This window comes from Sphingomonas sp. BL-S-29 (assembly GCF_055521495.1).
This window is the reverse complement of the sequence record NZ_CM145482.1, coordinates 4,447,646-4,464,591: the sequence shown is the minus strand read 5'-3', so window position 1 is coordinate 4,464,591 and position 16,946 is coordinate 4,447,646. Positions and strand designations below refer to the sequence as shown.

18 protein-coding genes are annotated in these 16,946 nt (G+C 66.3%); 8 read left to right on the top strand and 10 right to left on the bottom strand.

Annotated features, from left to right (window positions below):
• Positions 1 to 4: 4 nt before the first annotated feature.
• A complete protein-coding gene (locus ACZ1I2_RS21250; protein WP_465175935.1) occupies positions 5 to 1,192 on the top strand; it encodes a penicillin-binding protein activator in 1,188 nt (395 codons plus the stop codon).
• 69 nt (positions 1,193 to 1,261) lie between these two features.
• Here ACZ1I2_RS21250 and hemW read toward each other — a convergent pair whose 3' ends face one another.
• On the bottom strand, positions 1,262 to 2,422 hold the full coding sequence (gene hemW / locus ACZ1I2_RS21245) for a radical SAM family heme chaperone HemW (protein ID WP_465175936.1): 1,161 nt from the start codon (positions 2,420 to 2,422) through the stop codon (positions 1,262 to 1,264).
• A 50-nt stretch (positions 2,423 to 2,472) separates the two neighbouring features.
• On the opposite strand from hemW, the gene ACZ1I2_RS21240 reads away from it, so the two are divergent.
• Positions 2,473 to 3,030: a CAP family protein gene (locus ACZ1I2_RS21240; protein ID WP_465175937.1), complete on the top strand. Its 558-nt coding sequence runs from the start codon at positions 2,473 to 2,475 to the stop codon at positions 3,028 to 3,030.
• Between the two features lie 153 nt (positions 3,031 to 3,183).
• Here ACZ1I2_RS21240 and rdgB read toward each other — a convergent pair whose 3' ends face one another.
• A complete protein-coding gene (gene rdgB / locus ACZ1I2_RS21235) occupies positions 3,184 to 3,807 on the bottom strand; it encodes an RdgB/HAM1 family non-canonical purine NTP pyrophosphatase (RefSeq protein WP_465175938.1) in 624 nt (207 codons plus the stop codon).
• Entirely contained in the window at positions 3,804 to 4,520 is a 717-nt protein-coding gene (gene rph / locus ACZ1I2_RS21230) for a ribonuclease PH (RefSeq protein WP_465172202.1), read from the bottom strand. Before rph ends, rdgB begins: the two co-directional genes overlap by 4 nt.
• Before the next feature lie 83 nt (positions 4,521 to 4,603).
• Here rph and ACZ1I2_RS21225 point away from each other — a divergent pair, with 83 nt between their 5' ends.
• From ACZ1I2_RS21225 to ACZ1I2_RS21205, 5 genes are read left to right on the top strand one after another with little or no spacing between them, the layout of a single operon-like run.
• Positions 4,604 to 5,155 carry a hypothetical protein gene (locus ACZ1I2_RS21225; protein WP_465175939.1) on the top strand — a complete coding sequence of 184 codons (552 nt, stop codon included), beginning with the start codon at positions 4,604 to 4,606 and terminating at the stop codon, positions 5,153 to 5,155.
• Between the two features lie 59 nt (positions 5,156 to 5,214).
• On the top strand, positions 5,215 to 6,258 hold the full coding sequence (gene hrcA / locus ACZ1I2_RS21220) for a heat-inducible transcriptional repressor HrcA (protein ID WP_465172204.1): 1,044 nt from the start codon (positions 5,215 to 5,217) through the stop codon (positions 6,256 to 6,258).
• Between the two features lie 20 nt (positions 6,259 to 6,278).
• Positions 6,279 to 6,830, top strand: coding sequence for a nucleotide exchange factor GrpE (gene grpE, locus ACZ1I2_RS21215; protein WP_465172205.1), 552 nt, complete (start codon positions 6,279 to 6,281; stop codon positions 6,828 to 6,830).
• A complete protein-coding gene (locus tag ACZ1I2_RS21210) occupies positions 6,830 to 7,810 on the top strand; it encodes a cobaltochelatase CobT-related protein (RefSeq protein ID WP_465172206.1) in 981 nt (326 codons plus the stop codon). Before grpE ends, ACZ1I2_RS21210 begins: the two co-directional genes overlap by 1 nt.
• Entirely contained in the window at positions 7,807 to 9,030 is a 1,224-nt protein-coding gene (locus ACZ1I2_RS21205) for a threonine synthase (protein ID WP_465175940.1), read from the top strand. Before ACZ1I2_RS21210 ends, ACZ1I2_RS21205 begins: the two co-directional genes overlap by 4 nt.
• A 4-nt stretch (positions 9,031 to 9,034) precedes the next feature.
• On the opposite strand, the gene ACZ1I2_RS21200 is transcribed toward ACZ1I2_RS21205, so the two are convergent.
• Both ACZ1I2_RS21200 and dapE read right to left on the bottom strand, forming a co-directional pair.
• The gene (locus ACZ1I2_RS21200; protein ID WP_465175941.1) at positions 9,035 to 10,201 is read right to left on the bottom strand and encodes a PrnB family protein; all 1,167 of its coding nucleotides are present in this window, start codon (positions 10,199 to 10,201) and stop codon (positions 9,035 to 9,037) included.
• Between the two features lie 79 nt (positions 10,202 to 10,280).
• Entirely contained in the window at positions 10,281 to 11,438 is a 1,158-nt protein-coding gene (gene dapE / locus ACZ1I2_RS21195; protein WP_465172209.1) for a succinyl-diaminopimelate desuccinylase, read from the bottom strand.
• Positions 11,439 to 11,448: 10 nt separating this feature from the next.
• Between dapE and ACZ1I2_RS21190 the strand changes: the two genes are divergently transcribed.
• The gene (locus tag ACZ1I2_RS21190) at positions 11,449 to 11,895 is read left to right on the top strand and encodes a cupin domain-containing protein (RefSeq protein ID WP_465172210.1); all 447 of its coding nucleotides are present in this window, start codon (positions 11,449 to 11,451) and stop codon (positions 11,893 to 11,895) included.
• A gap of 433 nt (positions 11,896 to 12,328) precedes the next feature.
• Here ACZ1I2_RS21190 and ACZ1I2_RS21185 read toward each other — a convergent pair whose 3' ends face one another.
• From ACZ1I2_RS21185 to yidD, 5 genes are all read right to left on the bottom strand, one after another.
• Positions 12,329 to 12,997, bottom strand: coding sequence for a glutathione S-transferase family protein (locus tag ACZ1I2_RS21185; protein WP_465172211.1), 669 nt, complete (start codon positions 12,995 to 12,997; stop codon positions 12,329 to 12,331).
• A 56-nt stretch (positions 12,998 to 13,053) separates the two neighbouring features.
• Positions 13,054 to 14,184, bottom strand: a complete 1,131-nt coding sequence (locus ACZ1I2_RS21180; protein ID WP_465175942.1) for a zinc-binding dehydrogenase — start codon at positions 14,182 to 14,184, stop codon at positions 13,054 to 13,056.
• A 64-nt stretch (positions 14,185 to 14,248) separates the two neighbouring features.
• Positions 14,249 to 14,890: a ribosome biogenesis GTP-binding protein YihA/YsxC gene (yihA, locus tag ACZ1I2_RS21175; protein ID WP_465172213.1), complete on the bottom strand. Its 642-nt coding sequence runs from the start codon at positions 14,888 to 14,890 to the stop codon at positions 14,249 to 14,251.
• A 3-nt stretch (positions 14,891 to 14,893) separates the two neighbouring features.
• Complete coding sequence (yidC, locus tag ACZ1I2_RS21170) at positions 14,894 to 16,648, bottom strand: membrane protein insertase YidC (RefSeq protein ID WP_465172214.1); 1,755 nt, start codon at positions 16,646 to 16,648, stop codon at positions 14,894 to 14,896.
• Between the two features lie 45 nt (positions 16,649 to 16,693).
• Entirely contained in the window at positions 16,694 to 16,906 is a 213-nt protein-coding gene (yidD, locus tag ACZ1I2_RS21165) for a membrane protein insertion efficiency factor YidD (RefSeq protein WP_465175943.1), read from the bottom strand.
• Positions 16,907 to 16,946: the final 40 nt, after the last annotated feature.

Sequence of the window (16,946 nt, the reverse complement as noted above, 5' to 3'; positions counted from 1 at the left end):
AGTCATGGCAGAGGCCCTATCGATACCGCAACGGGGAGCGAAGCTTCTTCGTGCAGCATTCATCGCGGGAGCGTTGCTTCTGAGCGCCTGCCAGTCGGTAGTGCCGCGCGGGCCGGGGCCGGCCGCGCCGCCGCCGCCGCGGCCGGTGCAGGATAGCGGGCAGGTGCAGGCGGGCATCCCGACCGACGTCGCGCGCCACCGCGTCGCGCTGCTCGTGCCGCTGACCGGCACCAATGCCGGCATCGGCCAGAGCCTCGCCAACGCCACCCAGCTCGCCTTGCTCGACAGCAAGAACGAGAAGGTGCGCATCACCACCTATGACACCAATGGCGGTGCCGCCGCCGCCGCCCAGCGCGCGCTGGCCGACGGCAACCGGCTGATCCTCGGCCCGCTGCTCGCCGAGGACGTTCGCGCGGTGGCCCCGCTGGCGCGCCGGGCCGGCGTACCCGTGATCAGCTATTCCAACGACACCACGGCGGCCGGCAACGGCGCCTATCTGATGGGCTATGCCCCGGCCCAGTCGATCGACCGGGTCGTGCGCTATGCCAAGGGACAGGGCGTCACGGAGTTCGCCGGGCTCGTTCCCAACGGCACTTATGGCGAACGCGCGTCGACTGCCTTTCTGCGCGCGGTCGAGGGTGCCGGCGGCCAGGTGCGCACGCTTCAGACCTATGATCGCGGCGCGGGATCGCTGACCGGGGCGATCGGCCGCCTGGCGCAGAACGCGCCCTATCAGGCGGTGCTGATCGCCGACAGCGGCGCATCCGCGGCGACGGCGGTGCCGCTCATTCGCCGCAATGGCGGGGGCGGGGCGCATGTCCTCGGCACCGATCTGTGGAATTCGGAAAGCTCGATCACGACCCGGCCGGCGCTCAACGGCGCGTGGTTCGCGAGCGTGTCGGACACTTTCTATCGCCAATATGCCGCCAAATACCGCGCCCGCTTCGGCGCGGCGCCCTATCGCCTGTCGAGCCTGGGCTATGATTCGGTGCTGCTGACGGTGCGCATCGCGCGCGACTGGACGGTCGGCAGCCCGTTCCCCGAGGCGCGGCTGCGCGATCCGGGCGGGTTCTCCGGCATCGACGGCCCATTCCGCTTCGGCCGCGACAGCGTCGCCGACCGCGCGCTGGAGGTACAGGAAATCCGCGGCGGGACCACGGTCACCGTCTCCCCGGCGCCGACCGGCTTCTGAGTTACATCGCCCGCAAGGCATAGCATCGCAGAGCGATAGACAGCGGCAAACGGCGCTGTTGTCGGGCGCTCAGGCGGCGTCGTTGACGATCTCGGGCAGGATCGCATCGAGCAGCAGCATGCCTGCCTCGGTCACGGTCAGATGGTCGCCGTCGCGGACAAGCAGGCCCTGGTCCTGCAGCCGGATGGCGGCGGGCCAGTGGATCAGCGCCTCGACGCTGGTCTCGCCCAGCCGCGCGATCCGGGCGAGATCGACGCCTTCGCGCAGGCGCAGCCCCATCAGCAGCGCTTCGGTCGCGCGGGTATGCGGGGCGAGGGCTTCCTCGCCCTCCATGCCGTGCTGGTTGCGCTCGATCGCGCTCATCCAGTTCTCGGGCTTCCTGCGGCGCACCGTGGCCAGCCCACCGCGCCGGCCATGCGCGCCCGGCCCGACCCCGGCATAGTCGCGGTAGCGCCAATAGGTCAGGTTGTGCCGGCTCTCCGCGCCGGCGCGGGCGTGGTTGGAAATCTCATAGGCGGGGATACCCGCCGCTGCGGTGATCGCCCGCGTCGCCTCGAACAGGTCCGCGGCGCTGTCGCCATCGGGAATGACGATCCGCCCCGCTGCGGCCTCAGTGGCGAAGCGCGTGCCGGGCTCGATGGTGAGCTGGTAGAGCGACAGATGCTCGGTGCCGAAGCCGATCGCCCGGGTCAGCTCCGCTTCCCAGCCGGCCAGCCGCTGGTCGGGCCGGGCATAGATCAGGTCGAAGCTCACCCGGGCAAAGGCGCGCTGCGCGGTGTCGAGCGCGGCCAGCCCCTCGGCCTGGTCATGCGCGCGGCCGAGGAACTTCAGTGCCTGGTCGTCGAGCGCCTGCAGCCCGAGCGACACCCGGTTCACACCCGCCGCGGCGATATCGGCGAAGCGCGCCGCCTCGACCGAGGAGGGGTTGGCCTCAAGCGTGATCTCGACATCGGGCGCGAAGCCCCATGCCCGTTCCGCCGCGTCGATCACCGCCGCGACCGTCTCTGGCGGCATCAGCGAGGGGGTGCCGCCGCCGAAGAAGATCGAGCCGAGCGTGCGGCCGGGCAGTTCCGCCGCCTCATGGCGCAGGTCGGCGAGCAGGGCGGCGCGCCAGGCGGCCTGATCGACCTCGGCGCGGACATGGCTGTTGAAGTCGCAATAAGGGCATTTCGACACGCAGAACGGCCAATGGACATAAAGCGCGAGCGGTGGCGTTTGGGGATCGTTCATGTGGCCCCCATATGATCGTGCGAACGAGGCCAGGGAAGAGGCAGGCAAAGATGCGGTTTCTGCTGATGGCGCTGGCATTGCTGACGGGCTGCTCCGCCGCCGCCCCGCCGCAGAGCGAGCGGGTGATCGAGGAGCGCCGCTTCTCCGGCGTGGCCCCGCGCGGCGAGGCGCTGATGCGCCAGGCGATGATCGACGCACATAATCGCGCCCGCGCCGCCGCCGGTGTGCCGCCGCTGGTGTGGAATCCCGCACTGGCGGTCGATGCCGAACGCTATGCCCGCGAGCTCGCCCGGACCGGGCGATTCGAGCATTCGAAGGAACCGCGCGGCCCCGCGCCCGAGGGCGAGAATCTCTGGACCGGCACTCGCGGGGCCTATCGCTACGAGGAGATGGCCGGCCACTGGGTCGACGAACGCCGCGACTACCGCCGTGGCCCGACCCCGGATTTCAGCGTGACCGGGCGGTGGGAGGACGTGGCGCACTACGCCCAGATCATCTGGCGCGGCACGACCGAGTTCGGCTGCGCGACGGCGAGTAACGCGACGGATGATTATCTGGTCTGCCGATACACGCCGCCGGGGAATGTCGTGGGGCAAATGCCGACATAAAACTCCTCTCCCTTTCGGGAGAGGAAAGCCGGCGAAGCCGGCAAGGAGAGGGTTCGGTCGGAACGGGTCATGAGACGAAAGCCGGCCGTTCCGACCCAGCCCTCTCCCCGACGACCTAACGGTCGTCTCCCTCTCCCGAAAGGGAGAGGGCTCTTAAAGCACCGCCGCCATCATCGCATCGAACGCCCGCGCGCGGTGGCTGATCGCCTTTTTCGCGTCGGGCATCTCGGCGAAGGTCAGCTCGCTGCCCTCGGGTACGAAGATCGGGTTGTAGCCGAACCCGCCGGTGCCGCGCGGCGGCCAGGCGAGCGTGCCGTCGACCCGGCCCTCGAACCACTCGACGTGCCCGTCCGGCCAGGCGAGCGCGAGCACGCACATGAAATGCGCGTCGCGGCTGGCATCCGGACCTTTTGCCTCAAGCGCGTCATTGACTCGCTGCATCGCGACCTTGAAGTCCTTGCCCTCGCCGGCCCAGCGCGCCGAGAAGATCCCCGGATCGCCGTTCAGCGCGTCGACGCACAGGCCGCTGTCATCGGCCAGCGCAGGCAGGCCGGTCAAATCGGCGGCCTGAAGCGCCTTCAGCTCGGCATTGGCAAGGAAGGTGGTGCCGGTCTCCTCCGGCTCGGGCAGGTCGAGCTCGGCGGCCGAGACGGGCTCGATCCCGTGCGGCCCAAGCATCTCGAGGATCTCGCGCACCTTGCCGGGATTGTGGCTGGCGATGACGAGCTTGCCGGGGACGAGCTTGCGGATCGCCTGGGGCGGGACCTCGATGGTCATTTCGCGACGGCCCTGGCCTGGGCGGCGAAGATGTCCGAGCAGCCGATGCGCGCGAGGCGGAGCAAGCGGAGCAACGCTTCCTCGTCATAGGTCGCGCCCTCGGCGGTCGCCTGGGCCTCGGCGATGTTGCCATTTTCGAGCAGGACGAAGTTCGCGTCCGCATCGGCGTTCGAATCCTCGTCATAGTCGAGGTCGAGCACGGGCGTGCCATTATAGATGCCGCAGGAGATCGCCGCGACCTTCTGGCTCAGCGGGTCGACCGTCAGCTTGCCCGAAGCGAGTAGCCCGTCAATGGCGAGGCGCAGCGCGACCCAGGCGCCCGAGATCGACGCGGTGCGGGTCCCGCCATCGGCCTGGATCACGTCGCAATCGAGCACGATCTGGCGCTCGCCGAGCAGCTTCATGTCAGTGACGGCGCGGAGCGAACGGCCGATCAGCCGCTGAATCTCCTGAGTGCGGCCGGACTGCTTGCCCTTGGCCGCCTCGCGCTGGCCGCGCGTATGCGTCGCGCGGGGGAGCATGCCGTACTCGGCGGTGACCCAGCCCTCGCCCTTGCCGCGCAGGAAGGGCGGGACCTTCTCCTCGACCGAGGCGGTCACCAGCACCTTGGTGTCGCCGAAGCCGATCAGCACGGAGCCTTCGGCATGGCGGGTGAAACGCGGCTCGATCGTGATCGTGCGCATCTGATCGGGGGCGCGGCCGGATGGGCGCATTGGGGAATCTCCTGAAACTGGGCTTCGCCACCTAGACGCGACAAGGTGAACGCGCCAGTCTTGGTGATGGTCATGGAGACAATATGATGCGCATCTGGGTTCTGGCGATGATGGCATCGTTGGCATCCTCGGCGCCGGCATCGCCGCAGGCATTGCCGTCTTCGGAGACGATCACCATTCGCATTCGCTGGATCACCAATATCTGCCTGGGAATTTGCCCCGACTTTTCGGTGAGTATCGCGACTGATGGCGGTGTCATGCAGCGCACCTTCGAGCCGGGAGGGGAGCAGGTCATCAAGACAGCCCGATACAGGCTCAGCACCTCCGAACTTGCGGGCTTCAGACGGCGGTTGGCTGGCATCAGGCCAATTGGAGATCGCCAGTTCGGACGGGCGTGCGACGCCTACCAAAGACCCAAAGCAAATGGAGAACCGATTTCGGGCGGGACTCGCCACGGTGTGAGTCACTATGTGATCGAGTGGCGCGGCGGCGCATCGCCTTCCCGATTGAGAGCCTGCTACGAAGACGCGCGCGTACGTCACGCCATCTTTTCCGCGCTGGCCGCGGCGCAGATGAATCCGATCAACGGCAGGCCTCTTGGGGCGGGACAAACCGCTCCAATTGACGAGTGGTGAGGACTGACAAGGTGACAAGCGGCGTTGAGACGCGCATCGGTGCTCCTTACATGACACCCATGTCCGCGCCCCCGATCACTGAGCTCAACGACCGCGCGCGTGACGTCTTCCGCGTGGTGGTGGAAAGCTATCTCGATACCGGCTCACCGATCGGATCGCGCACCATCGCGCACCTTTCCGGCCTGAACCTCTCGCCGGCCTCGATCCGCAACGTGATGCAGGATCTGGAGGAGCTTGGCCTGCTTGCCTCGCCGCATACCAGCGCGGGGCGCTTGCCGACCGAGATCGGGCTGCGCCTGTTCGTCGACGGCATGATGCAGGCACTGGAGCCCTCCGCCGAGGAGCGGGCGGCGATCGAGTCGCGCGTGTCGCAGGTCGGCCCGGTCGAGGAAGCGCTTGCCGCCACCACGGCCGCGCTGTCCGGCCTGTCGGCCTGTGCCGGGCTGGTGCTGGTGCCGAAGCGCGAGCTGGTGCTGCGCCAGATGAGCTTCGTGCCGCTTTCCACCGACAAGGCGCTTGCGGTGCTCGTCGCCGAGGACGGATCGGTCGAGAACCGCGTGATCGACCTGCCCGCCGGCGTATCGCCCTCCGCGCTGGTCGAGGCGGGCAATTACATGACCGCAATGCTCTCCGGCATGACCATCGCCCAGGCGCGTGCGCGGATCGAGCGCGAGATCGGCGAGGAGCGCGCGCTGGTCGATACCGTCGCCCGGACATTGATCGAACGCGGCCTCGCCATCTGGAGCGAGGACGGCAATCGCCGTCCGGTGCTGATCGTGCGCGGGCAGGGGCGGCTGATCGACGCGGCGGCCGCGGCCGACCTCGAACGGATCAGCGACCTGCTCGACGACCTGGAGGGCAAGCAGGAGATCGCCCGGCTGCTCGACAGCGCCGGCGCGGGCGATGCGACGCGCATCTTCATCGGCGCCGAGAATAAATTATTCTCGCTTTCGGGATCATCCGTCATTGCGAAACCGTTCCGCGGGCTCGATGGGCGGGTGGTCGGCGTGGTCGGCGTAATCGGCCCGACTCGGTTGAACTATGCCCGCGTCGTGCCCATGGTGGATTTCACTGCCGCGACACTCGCGCGGCTCATGCCCTAACAGGATCGAAGCGACACACGATGATCGAAGACGAAAAGATCGAGACGCCCACCGCCGAAGACCTGCGCGAGGAGACCGCGCAGGACGCCCCCGAGCTTGCCGAGCATGATCGCGTGGCGAAGCTCGAGGCCGAGCTGGCCGACGCGAAATCGGCGGTGCTCTATGCCCATGCCGAGGCGCAGAATGTCCGCCGCCGCGCCGAGAAGGAAGCAGCCGATGCCCGCGCCTATGCCGCGACCGCGTTCGCGCGCGACCTGTTGTCGGTCGCCGACAATCTCGCCCGCGGGCTCGAGGCGATCCCGGCCGAGCTGCGCGCGGACGAGAAGCTCAAGAACCTGATCACTGGCCTGGATGCGACCGGCCGCGAGCTCGAATCGGTGTTCCAGCGCCACGGCATCAAGAAGATGAGCACGCTCGGCGAGACGCTCGACCCCAATTTCCACCAGGCGATGTTCGAAATGCCGAGCGACAAGCCGGTCGGCACGATCGTCCAGGAAATGCAGGCGGGCTATATGATCAAGGACCGGCTGCTGCGCCCGGCGCTGGTCGGGGTGGCGAAGAAGCCGGAGTGATGGGAGAGCCGGTGGGTGACACGTTAAGCGTTGCACTCACCGTCTTGTTCTTCGGCTATATCATCTGGGCTTTTCAGCGCCGTCGTCCCGTCTCGAAATGCGTTTCGGACGGCCCGGTGGGTCAGCCCTATAGGGTATATTCCCGAACACATGACCTGACGTTGCGGGCCCGCGATCTCCCGGCGGCGTTCGCGGCGGACGACCTCAGTAGTGCCAAGGGTTGGCTGCTGCGTGATCCGGCCATCTGGCATCGCAGGGCTGACGCGGCAAAGAAGCTCTTCGACGCCGTCCCCGCTGCTGACGCCGATTCCCTGCGTGCGGCTTTTGCAACAACGACGCCGGGTGATTGGGCGATCTGTATACTCGTCGATCAATCGGGATCGATGCGGGACGATCCGATCCTGCATACCGCGGCAGCTGTCCGCTGGCTCTCTGCTATCCTCGGCGATATCGGCGCGACAGTCACGCTCCTGGGCTTCTCGACCATGGGGTGGCACGGCTGGAAATCGCGGCAAGACTGGTTGTCGAACGGCCAGCCACAGCGGCCCGGTCGGCTCTGCGCGCTGCTCCATATTCTCTATCAGCGCGCGGGCGAACCATTGGGGCAGGAGGATTGGGCAGTCATGCTCCATCCGGACATTCTGCGCGAGAATGTTGATGGCGAAGCGATCGAATGGGCGCGCGCCATACTGCGTGAGCAATCCCAACCGCACAAGCTGCTCGTCATTCTTTCTGATGGGGCTCCGGTCGATGATTCGACCTTGATGCAAAACGGTCCGTCCTATCTTGAACGGCATCTTCAGTCCGTTATTCAAAATATCGAAGCCTCGGATGACGTGATCCTGGCAGCCCTTGGCATTGGCTATGATGTCAGCCGATATTACCATCGCTCGCGGTCGGTCGATACTCTCGATGTGTTGCCGGGCGAACTGGCGGCGCTCATAGCGCAAACCGTTCGGGCAAAGACGGAAGACGCATGAACGAGAACATCACCACCGATCGCCCGACCTTCGTCACGCATCTCGAATGCTCGATGACGGGCGAACGTTATGACGCCGACACGCTGCACGGCCTGTCGCGCGTCGGGCGGCCGCTGCTGGTGCGCTATGATCTCGACTCGCTCCGCGCGATGATCCCGCGCGCGATGGTCGCCGCGCGGCCGACCGACATGTGGCGCTGGCGCGAGCTGCTGCCGGTGCGCGCCACCCGCGACGTGGTCAGCCTGGGCGAGATCGAGACGCCGCTGGTGCCGATCCCGCGCTCGGGCGGGCCGAACGTGCTGGTCAAGGACGAGGGGCGGCTGCCGACCGGATCGTTCAAGGCGCGCGGGCTCGTCATGGCGGTGTCGATGGCCAAGGCGCTGGGCGTCACGAAGATCGCGATGCCGACCAACGGCAATGCCGGCGCCGCGCTCGCTGCCTATGCGACACGCTGCGGGATCGAGACGATCGTCTTCTGTCCCGACGACACGCCCGAAATCAACGTGCGCGAGATCGCGCAACAGGGCGCGCGCGTCTACCGGGTCAACGGGCTGATCGACGATTGCGGGGCGATCGTCGGCAAGGGCGCGGCGGAAGGGCTGTGGTTCGATTTCTCGACTCTGAAGGAGCCGTACCGGATCGAGGGCAAGAAGACGATGGGGCTGGAGCTGGCCGCCCAGTTCGGCTGGAAGCTGCCCGATGCGATCTTCTACCCAACCGGCGGCGGTACCGGCCTGATCGGCATGTGGAAGGCGTTCGACGAGTTGGAGAAGCTCGGCTGGATCGGCCCGGCACGGCCGCGCATGTTCGCGGTGCAGGCCTCGGGCTGCGCGCCGATCGTCCGTGCCTTCGACGAAGGTGTCGAGCATGCCGAGCGCTGGGAGGATGCGGCGACGGTCGCGGCGGGCATCCGCGTGCCCAAGGCGGTCGGCGACTTCCTGATCCTGCGCGCGGTGCGCGAGAGCGGTGGCCAGGCCATGGCGGTGGGCGACCCCGCGATCCTCAAGGCGGTGGACGATGCCGCGAAAAAGGACGGGCTGCTGCTCTGTCCCGAGGGCGGCGCGACGCTGGCGGCCTATAAGGAGGCGCTGCGCACCGGCCTGGTCGACGAGGAGGAAAGCACCGTCCTGTTCAACTGCGCGACGGGCCTGAAATACCCGATGCCCGAGGCGAACGACACGATCGACCGGTTCGGCGAGATCGATCTGGCGGCGCTCTGACCCGTCAGAGCGTCTGCGCGCGGTTCTCGTCGCGGTGCTTCTTGAGATATTTCATGAAGGGCGTGCCGCCGGTCCCGATATCGGGGTCGTTGCCCGCGCCGGATGAGGCCTGTTTGTTGATATAGGCCGCGGCATATTCGAGATGGCGGGTGCGGAAGCGGGCGACCTGTTCGACACAGGCGTTGAACGCTTGCTTCACCCCCTGATTCTGCGTGGCGGCGAAGTCGCGCAGGTGGCTGGCGCGCTGCAGGTCCTCGATAAAGGCGCGGTGGCGGCGGGGGCGATAGGGGTGCAGCTCCACCAGCAGGTCGCGCAGCTCGTCATTCTCGTGCGAGACCTGGAACAGCGCGTCCATCGACGGCACGATCGAGCTTTGCGAGCCGGTGGGGCCGCGAAACTCCTGCGGCTTGCCGCCGAAGCGTTCGACGCCCTCGTAGATCAGGCCCTGGGGCAGCGCCGCATTGTTCTTCCAGCCGTTGATGTAGAGGCGGATGCGGTTGTAATAGATGTACGGATCGCACTTCTCGACCATGCGGTCGAAGATCGCCAACAGGCGTTCCCACACCGCGTTCATCTCGATCAGCAGCGCCTCGACGCGCGCCGCATCGCGTTCGTCGCTGGCCTGGACGAGGTCGATCGCCAGCTCCAGCGCATGGCCGGCGGTCGCCTCGATCGCGACATGGATCTGGACGAACCACTCCTCGTCCAGGCCGCCGGCGAAGCGCTGCTTCTGCATGACATTGCCCAGTGCGATCGGCGCTTGCTTGTCGAGCCGGTACCAATTGTCGAGGATATAGCAGGCATAGTTCATGACCGGGGGGAAGCCCATCCGGTCGGACAGGGCGACGAACGGCACGGCGAGATTGGCCGGCAGCATCTCGGGCGGAGTCGGCTCGCCCCAGACATGGGCCTGGACCAGAAAGGCATAGCGCACCATCGCGAGGCTGATCTGCGCGTCGCTGGCGGTGGCGAGGAACGCCGCCATGTCGGGTGTCGGCAGCTCGGCCAGCCAGTGGCGAATCCGCCCGGTGGTGACGAGGCCGGACAGGTCGGCGGCCATCGCTTCGACCGCCGCGAACCCGGCCGGCAGCGCCACCTCGTCGATCTCGGCCTGCGACAAAAAGCCGCGTTCGCCCGAAAGCCCGTAATGGGCCAGGCCCTGCAGCGTCATGAGAAGTCCTTCAGCAAACCGGTATCGAATGAAACCGTCCTAGCCGCGCAGCCCGCCCGACGCCAGTTCCGAGGCCATGTCAGGGGGCGGTGCTGCCTTTCAGGGCGCCGACATGCCCGATGATATCGGCATAGATGTCGGTCAGCGCGGCGAGATCGTCGATCGCCACCGCTTCGTCGAGCTTGTGCATCGTCGCGTTGATCAGCCCGAACTCGACGACGGGGCAGAGCGCCGAAAGGAAGCGCGCGTCGGACGTGCCGCCGGTGGTCGACAGCTCGGGCCGGATGCCCTGCCGCGCCTCGATCGCGTCGCCGATCAGGGTCGAGAGCGCCCCCGGCGCAGTCAGGAAGGCATCGCCCGACACGCGCGCGATCATCGTCGCCTTGGGAGCGTGGCGGTGTACGATCTCTTCGATCCGCGCCGCGAGATCGTCGCCCTTGTGCAGATCATTGTAGCGGATGCTCAGCCGGGCCGAGGCGTGCGCCGGGATGACGTTGGTGGCGGGATTGCCGACGGTAATGTCCGTCGCTTCGATGTTCGAGGGCTGGAACCAGTCATTGCCCTGGTCGAGTATGATCGCGTCGATCTCGGCGAGGATCGCCACCAGCTTGGGGATCGGATTGTCGGCGAGATGGGGGTAGGCGACATGGCCCTGCCGCCCGGGCACGTCGATCCAGATATTGACCGAGCCGCGCCGCCCGATCTTGATCATGTCGCCGAGTCGCGCGACCGAGGTGGGCTCGCCGACCAGGCAGAAATCGGGTTTCAGGCCGCGCTCGGCCATGCGGTCGATCAGCGCGCGGGTGCCGAAGATGGCGGGGCCTTCCTCGTCGCCGGTGATGATCAGGCTTTGCGTGCCCATCGCTGGCGCCCGGCCAAGCGCGGCGACGAAGGCAGCGATCGCGCCCTTCATGTCGACCGCGCCGCGGCCATGGAGCAGGCCACCGCGGATCTCGGGCTCGAACGCGCCGCTGGTCCAGCCGGCCCCCGGGGGAACGACGTCGAGATGGCCGGCAAAGGCGAAATGCGGCGCCCCGGAGCCGCGCACCGCGAGCAGATTCTCGACCGGGCCGTCGGGCGCCTCGCCGACAATGAAGCGATCGACATGGAAGCCGAGCGGGACGAGCGCCGCTTCTAGCACGTCGAACACGCCGCCTTGCGCGGGGGTCACGCTCTCGCGGGCGATCAGCGCCTTGGTCAGCGCGACGACATCGGGCAATCTGGTCTCAGCATCCATGGAGGTGGCATTGCCCAAGCTCGATCTCGATTCAATCCCGCAGACCAATGCGACCGGCTATCCGCCGCCGCATTCCGAGAAAGTGCAGGGCCGCTGGTATCGCCGCCTCGCCCCGGCGTCGGGGCTGGGCGACTTCGGGGTGAGCCATGTCACGCTGAAGCCGGGCGCCTGGTCGTCGCAGCGGCACTGGCATGAGGGCGAGGATGAATTCGTGGTGATGATCGCAGGCGAGGCAGTGCTGGTCGACGATAGCGGGGAAACGGTGATGCGCGCCGGCGACTGCGCGGCCTTCCCCAAGAATGACGGCAACGGCCATGTGCTGCAGAACCGCAGCGATGCGGACTGCATGTTCATCGCGGTCGGGCGGCCATCGGATACCGACTGCCATTATCCCGACATCGACATGCATCTGTTTGCGGAGAAGGGGTTCCGGCGGAAGGATGGCGGTGACTTCTAGTGTCCCGAACCGAAAGTTCGCTCGATGACGGAATTCAGATATTTGCCAGCGACCGTCAGTTCCAAGCCAGCAGGGGTGATTTTTCGCTGTTCCCTGCCAATAACAGGGTAGAACAGGGTGACTTTATTTTTTTCACCGCTTTTACCCTGTTATGTTGGATTTCTCGCCCGAAATTTCGTCACGTTATTCGTGACTTGTGAGGTGCTTACCCTGTTATGAAAATAACAGGGTAAAATCTGCACGGAACAGGGAAAGTCGCGCCGGTAACAGGGCCGATGTTGACGGTGGCGGGGACGGGCGAAGCGCGGCGTTTCGACCATCATGGGAAAGAGCGTGCTGGTCCGCGCGCCGCGCGTGATGCACCGGTTCGCGACGCAGTTGAATCGATCGTCGGCGTTTTGATCCTGGGCCGGCCTGCGCCGGGCGACGTCGCCTAGGCCGAGGCCGGCTGCTCGAACTGCTCGATCACCCATTCCTCTTCCTGCGCGCCGGCGATCCAGTCCTGCATGAAGGGGTGCTGCAGCACCGCATCCATATAGCCGGTGGCGAAGCGGGCGATCGGCAGGCCGTAGGTGACGATGCGGGTGACGACCGGCGCGTACATCATGTCGACCGCGCCGAACTCGCCGAACAGGAACTTGCCGGTGCCGCCGAAGCGGGCGCGGGCCTGGGCCCAGAGTTCCATGATGCGCCCGATATCGGCCAGCACATCGTCGTCGGGGCGCTTGGGCGGGAAGACCTGGCGGATATTCATGCTGTGCTTGCGGCGCAGCGCCGTGAAGCTCGAATGCATCTCGGCGGCCATCGAGCGGGCCATGGCGCGGGCAGTGTCGTCCTCCGGCCAGAATTTAGCACGCTCGGTCTTTTCGGCGAGATATTCGATGATGGCCAGGCTGTCCCACACCACGGCGTCGCCGTCCCACAGGATTGGCACCTTGCCCGAGGAGGGCGCGAACTCGTCGCCCTCACGGCGCTTGTCCCAGTCGGCGTCGTAGAGCGGGACGACCACTTCCTCGAAGGGAAGGCCCGACTGCTTGCAGGCGAGCCAGCCGCGCAGCGACCAGGAGGAATAGGCCTTGTTGCCGATGATGAGCTTGAGCATGCGGGGGTGGATAGACGGGCCGGGCGCGGGCGGCAACTCCCGCGCCCGACGTGGTGTCAGAGGCCCTTGTTCGGATTGATCAGGAACTTCTCGCCGGTCGCCTTGCGGGCATAGGCGGCGATCGTTTCCGGCTGCAGCGCTTCGGCCAGCGAGATTTCCGCGGTGTAGGTGCTGCAGAAGGTGGTGGTCAGCTCGGCGGCGACGCGCGCGCGCATGCGCTGGCCGGTTTCCGGTCCGGCCTTCATCAGGAAATAGGTGAGCAGGAAACCGCCCACGCCCCAGGCCATGCCGGTGTTGCGGCCGATCTCGGTCGGGCGGGTATCGAGCACGCCGTAGATATAGACCTGCTTGTGGGTGGTCGAACCGTAGCGGCTGTAGGACGTCATTTTCCGCGTCGCGGCGGCCTCCATCGCGCCGATGATCTGCCCTGCCAGCGGGCCGCCGCCGACGGCGTCGAAGCCAAGCGTCGCGCCGGTTTCCATCAGTGCCTCGATCAGCTGGTTGCGGAAATCGGGCGCGGTGCTGTCGACGACATATCTGGCGCCGATATCGGTCAGGATCTTCGCCTGGGCTTCGCTGCGGACGATGTTCACCAGCGGCACGCCATCGGCGATGCAGATGCGGTTGAGCATCTGGCCGAGATTGGAGGCAGCGGCAGTGTGGACCAGCGCGGTATGACCCTCGGCCCGCATCGTCTCGACCATGGCGAGCGCGGTCAGCGGGTTGACGAAGCAGGAGGCGCCTTGCGCCGCGGCGGTGCCTTCGGGCAGGACCAGCGCCTCGGCGGCGCGCATGACGCGATATTGCGAATACATCGAGCCGCCGAGGATCGCGACGGTGCGGCCGATCAGGTGTTTGGCATCGTCACCGGCATCGACCACGACGCCGGCGCCTTCGTTGCCGACCGCCATCGGCTCGCCGATTCGCGCCTGGAGCGACGGGAGAAAAGCCGGGTTGACCGACGCGGTGACGACCGGGCGGTCGGCGGTGCCGCCGGCCGCGATCGTCGAGAGGTCAGCCGGGCCAAGCAGCAGGCCGAGATCGGACGGGTTGAGCGGCGCTGCCTCCATGCGCACGACGATCTGGTCGGCGGCCGGCGCAGGAATGGCGACATCGTCCAGCGTCAGGCGCAGCTCGCCTTCGGGGGTGATCAGCGAGCTGATCTGCAGGCCGGTGGTGATGGTCATCGCGTCTCTCCCAATTTTATGGGTAGCGATATGCAACGGAAGTTGCCTCGACGCGAGGGGGATTCTAGCCGATCGCTTCGATTACCGCAGCACGCAGCTCGGGAATGCCGAGGCCGGTCTCGCTCGACGTCTCCAGGATATCCGGATGCGCGGCGGGGCGCTTGCGCACTTCCTCGGCGGTCTGCGCGGCGACCTCGGCGAGCTCGCTCGGCTTGATCTTGTCGGCCTTGGTCAGGACGATGCGATAGCTGACCGCGGCCTTGTCGAGCATCTCGAGGATCTCGCGGTCAACGTCCTTGATGCCGTGGCGGGCGTCGATCAGCACCAGCGCGCGCTTCAGTTCCTGCCGACCGCGCAGGAAGTCGTTCACCAGGAAGCGCCATTTCTTGACGACGTCCTTGGGCGCCTTGGCGAAGCCGTAACCGGGCATGTCGACCAGCCGGAAGGCGAGGGGATCGCCCACGTCGAAGAAGTTGAGCTCCTGGGTGCGGCCAGGCGTGTTCGACGTGCGGGCGAGCGCGTTGCGGCCGGTCAGCGCGTTGAGCAGTGACGACTTGCCCACGTTGGAGCGGCCCGCGAAGGCAACCTCGGGCACGGTCGCGTCCGGCAGGAATTCCAGCTTGGGCGCCGATTTCAGGAAGGCGACCGGGCCGGCGAAGGTCTTTCGCGCGGCCTCGATCATTTCGGGAGTGAAGGGATCAGCCATGGGTTATTTCGCGATCGCCTCTTTCATCCCCGGATGCCGCGCATAGAGCAGGCGCTGCTGGAGGATGGTGAGGGTGTTGGACGTGATCCAGTAGATCTGCAGGCCGACCGCGAACGGCGCCATCACGAACATCAGCACCCAGGGCATCAGCGCGAAAACCTGCTTTTGCGCTTCGTCCATCGGGGCCGGGTTCAGCTTGAACTGGAAATACATCGAGATGCCGAGCAGCACCGGGATCACGCCGATCGCCAGGAAATGCGGCACGGTGAAGGGCAGATAGCCGAACAGGTTGAGGATGGTCGCCGGATCGGGCGCCGACAGATCCTTGATCCACAGCACGAACGGCTGGTGGCGCATTTCGATCGTGAGCAGCAGCACCTTGTACAGCGCGTAGAAGATCGGGATCTGCAGGAAGGTCGGCAGGCAGCCCGCGAGCGGATTGACCTTCTCCGCCTTGTACAGCGCCATGATCTCCTGCTGCTGGCGCGTCTTGTCGTCCTTGTGCTTCTCCTGCAGCGCCTTCATCCTGGGCTGGATCGCGCGCATATTGGCCATGGAGGCGAACTGGCGCTGGGCGATCGGGAACATCAGGCCCCGGATGGTGACCGTCAGCAGGATGATCGCCAGGCCGAAATTGCCGACCATGCGGAACAGCCAGTCGAGATATTTGAAGATCGGCTTTTCGACGATTTCGAACCAGCCCCAGTCGATCGCCTTGCCGAGATGGCGGATCTTGAGGTTGTCCTCATAACGATCGAGCGTGTTCACTTCCTTCGCACCCGTGAACAGATGAGTGGTCGTGTTCATCTGCGAACCGGGCGGGATGATCGCCGGCGCGCGCGACACATCGGCCTGGAAATTGGTGCCGGGGGTCGCAGCGCGGAAGCCGGAATGGACCGACGCCTTCTGATCGGGGATCAGCGCCGCCAGCCAATATTTGTCGCCGAAGCCGGCCCAGCCGCCCGTGGTGTCGAAATAATTGTCGCCCGGGCGGCCGCTATTGCCAAAGATCTTGCCGAAGAAGCCTGGCTCCTTGCCGTGCAGATTGTCGTAGGTGATGTCGTAGGTCGTGCCGTTGCCGAAGGTGCCGATCGGCCCGATATGGTTGGTCCAGGTATCCACATCAGCACCCGGGCCGGCGCGCGATACCAAGGCGTAGGGCGCGACCTTCACGGCACCAGCGCCAGCGTTCATGACCGACTGATCGGTGGTGAACATGAACTTCTCGTCGACCGCGACGCGGATCACGAAGGTCTGACCGGTCGGGTTGGTCCAGCTGAGCGTCACCGGCTTGCCCGGGCTCAGGGTCGGCGCGCTGGCAGTGAAGACGGTATCGGCACCGGGCACGGCGACGCCATCGCCCGTCCAGCCGAAGCCCGCGAAATAGGCATCCTTGGTTCCGGACGGCGACAGGAGCCGGATCGGCGGGGAGTTCTTGTCGATCGTTTCCTTGTACTTGACCAGCACCAGATCGTCGATTCGCGCGCCCTTCAGGTTGATCGACCCTTTCAGTTCCGGGGTTTCGACCAGCACGCGCGGCGATTCCGCCAGCACGACCCTGCGGTCGCGCGTCGCGGCGCTGCTGTTTGCCACCGGGCTTGCGCCGGGATTCGCGACGACGGTCGCCTTGCCCTTCTCGATCTTCGTCACGGGCGGGTTGGCCGCCGGGAAGAATTTCGACGTCACGATCGGCCAGCCGAACAGGATCAGCGCGGCGAACACCGCGAACAGGATGAAATTCTTGTTGTCGTTATTCACGTGAGTGATGTCCCGCTCATGATGGGCGTCTGGTGAGGCATTGATTCAGGGAACCGGATCGTGACCGAACCCGCCCCAGGGATGGCACCGTCCGATCCGCTTTGCCGCCAGCCACCCGCCCTTCAGCGCGCCATAGCGGCGAAGGGCAGTGATTGCATAGGCGGAACAGCTGGGCTGGTAACGGCAGCTCGGCGGGAGGATGACGGATGGGCCGAGTTGCCACCCGCGGACCAGAGCGATGAGGAGGCGGGTCAGCATGGTTGCCCGCCTTCTTCTTCGTCACCCTGAACTTGTTTCA